2 protein-coding genes are annotated in these 3,029 nt (G+C 62.2%); both read right to left on the bottom strand.

Annotated elements, in window-relative coordinates; all coding sequences use genetic code 11:
* Nucleotides 1-80: 80 nt before the first annotated feature.
* Nucleotides 81-1,328 (bottom strand): group II intron reverse transcriptase/maturase, encoded by a 1,248-nt coding sequence (ltrA, locus tag P3T29_RS32415; protein WP_280720263.1) that lies wholly within the window; start codon nt 1,326-1,328, stop codon nt 81-83.
* A gap of 544 nt (nt 1,329-1,872) precedes the next feature.
* Nucleotides 1,873-3,029 (bottom strand): group II intron reverse transcriptase/maturase (gene ltrA / locus P3T29_RS32410; protein ID WP_280720262.1); only part of this gene is annotated, 1,157 nt, incomplete at its 5' end.

The raw sequence follows: 3,029 nt of genomic DNA, 5'->3' as shown, positions 1-3,029 counted from the left end.
CGGGTCGGGTAGCCGGAGGGAACTTCCCCCTCCGGCTCCCGCAGAACCGTGCGTAACAGTCTCCCGTTACACGGCTCTTGTCACCCTGAGCACCAGAAGTGGCGAGCGAAGCGCCAGTGGAAGAACATCCCCGGGTATCGCTTCGTGATCCCCTGGAAGCATTCCTTGGCCTTCTTGAAGCCCGCGAGCCGCTTGTACTTCCGGCGGATCCAGCGCACCAGATAGGCGTTGATGCGCCGCAGGAGGGGCTCCAGCGCGGAGCGGTAGAACGCCCCGTAGTACTGAATCCATCCCCGCACGATCGGGTTGATCAACCGTGCGAGCTGAGCGAAGGTGTGGCCAGTGCGCCGATGAATGCGCCAACCGCGGACCTCGGCGCTCATCCTCTTCAAGGCTTCCTTGCTGACCGCCGGCAGGAAACACGGGAAGGTCACCCCGTGCCTGCTACGGGCCGCGCGGGCTCGGAACGTGAACCCCAGGAACGTGAACGACGTCTGCGCGTACGCGCCTCGCCGGTTCGCGTCCTTGCAGTAGACGATCCGGGTCTTGTCCGGGTGCAGACGCAGCCCGACTTCCTCCATCCGGTTCCCGATCGCCTCCACCAGTTGCCTGGCCTGGCGCTCGCTGACGCAGTGCACCACCGCATCGTCCACATACCGTTCGAACGGGACGGCGGGGAACTCCCGCGCCATCCACGCGTCGAACGCGTAGTGCAGGAACAGGTTCGCCAGCACGGGCGAGACCGCCGACCCCTGTGGGGTCCCCCGGTCTCGCTTCTGCAGGGTGCCGTCGGGCAGTTGGAGCGGCGCTCGGAGCCACCGCTCCACATACAACTTCACCCAAACGGTGTCGGCGTGAGCCTCCACTGCCTTGACGATGAGGTCCCAGGGGACGCTGTCGAAGAACTTCTGGATGTCCAAATCGACAACCCAGTCCTTCTTCCACGTCCGCTCTCGGCATTTCTCCACCGCATCCAGCGCCGACCGTCCAGGTCGATACCCGAAGGAATCGGGGTGGAAAACTGGTTCCACTTCCCACTCCAGCCGGGCTGCGACGACGGTTTGCGCGACTCTGTCCGCGACCGTGGGGACGCCGAGAGTCCTGACCCCATCGCCATGGGATTTCGGAATCTCCACCGCTCGCACCGGAGGCGGAAAATAGCTGCCCGAAGACATCCGGTTCCAGATCCTGTAGAGATTTCCCTTCAGGTCCTTCTCGAACTCTTCGACCGTGCAGCCGTCCACCCCTGGTGCGCCCTTGTTCACCCTAACCTTCTCCCATGCCTTCCATACTTCCCACTTCGAGATTACGAACGACTTCTCTGGCACTTTTAGCGCATCCACGCGACTCCTCCCAGGGAACTCCTGGTTGATCGAACGAAACGCCACGGATGACCCGGCCCCTTCGCTCCACCTCCATTACAGGGGCTTCATCACTACTACGAGCCGGTCCGCCAGCGAGCCCCGCATCGGTACTCAGCCCCTCACGGTTTCCGCCGTTACGGGACGCTCCCTGGCCCTGACCGTGCGGACAGGGCCACGAGGCTCGCCTTCCCACGTTCCACGCGAAAGCAGCAGACCAGGATCGCGTCGCCTCCATGCCGGGCACCATCTGGCCAGTAGACGGGTGTCCGCCAGACTTGTCCTGGAGCCATATCTACACCCCAGTTTCGATGCCGTCTGAATATGTTTTCGACACGTCATCAGCGATTCGCTTGCGCTCGCCTTCCTGATCCCCACCTGACGCCTCACGGGCGCCTTTTCCACATCGCTCACCACGACGGTCTGCCGAGTAGCCGAGGGGAATCTCACCCCTCGGCTCTCACAGAACCGTGCGTAACAGTCTCCCGTTACACGGCTCTTGCCACTCTGATCACCAGGACGAGGACGCGATGGTAGTCCATCTCCAGTGCGCGAACATGCGGGGATACCGTTCGGCGATCTCCCACATCTTCCGGAGTGCTTTCCGTAGCGCCGCGAGCTTCTTGTACTTCTGGCGGATCCACCGCACCAAGTAGGCATTGATGCGCATCAAGAGGGGTGTCAGTGCCGACCGGTAGAACCGGCCGAAATACTGCATCCAGCCCCGCACGATCGGATTGATCCGTCGCGCGAGTTCTACGAAGGAGAGGTCGGACCGAGTGTGGAGCCGCCAACTTCTGACTTCCGCACTGATCCTCTTCAGAGCTTCCTTGCTGATCGCCGGCTCGAACGATGTTGACCGCCGTCCGTGCTTGTTCCGGCTCTCGCACGCGCGAAACGTGTACCCGAGAAAGGTGAACTCCGTCTGCCCGAAGGGCCGTTGGCGCTTCCCGTCCCGGCAATACACGATCTTGGTTTTGTCGGGATGCAGTCGCAGCCCGACCTCCTCCATCCTGTCCATCAGCGCGGCCAACACATCGCGGGCCTGACGCTCCGATACGCAGTGCACGACTGCGTCGTCGGCATAGCGCTCGAAGGTGATGCCCGGCCACTTCCGCGCCAGCCACGTATCGAACGCATAGTGCATGAACAGGTTCGCCAACACGGGTGAAACCGCTGAACCCTGTGGGGTTCCCCGATCTCGCACCTGCAAGGTGCCGTCAGGCAGTTGCAGCGGCGCTTGGAGCCACCGCTTCACATACAGAACCACCCAACCGGCATCGGTGTGCGCCTCCACGGCTTTGACGATGAGGTCCCACCGGACGCTGTCGAAGAACTTCTGGACATCGAGATCGATGACCCAGTCCCTCTTCCAGCAACGCTCACGGCAGCGCTCCACCGCATCCAATGCTGACCGCCCAGGCCGGTAGCCATAGGAGTCCTCATGAAATACGGGATCAACCCGTTCCATGAGATGCCTGGCCACTACGGTCTGGGCAATTCTGTCGGCCACCGTGGGCACACCCAAGGTCCTCACACCGCCTCCCGGCGATGTCTTGGGGATCTCGACCGCACGCACCGGCGGCGGAAAGTACGTCCCTGACGACATTCTGTTCCAGATCTTATAAAGGTTGCCCTTCAGATCCTTCTCGAAGTCATCAATGGACT

Source organism: Kitasatospora sp. MAP5-34, assembly GCF_029894335.1.
GTDB lineage: Bacteria > Actinomycetota > Actinomycetes > Streptomycetales > Streptomycetaceae > Kitasatospora.
This window is presented reverse-complemented; position numbering and strand designations above follow the sequence as displayed.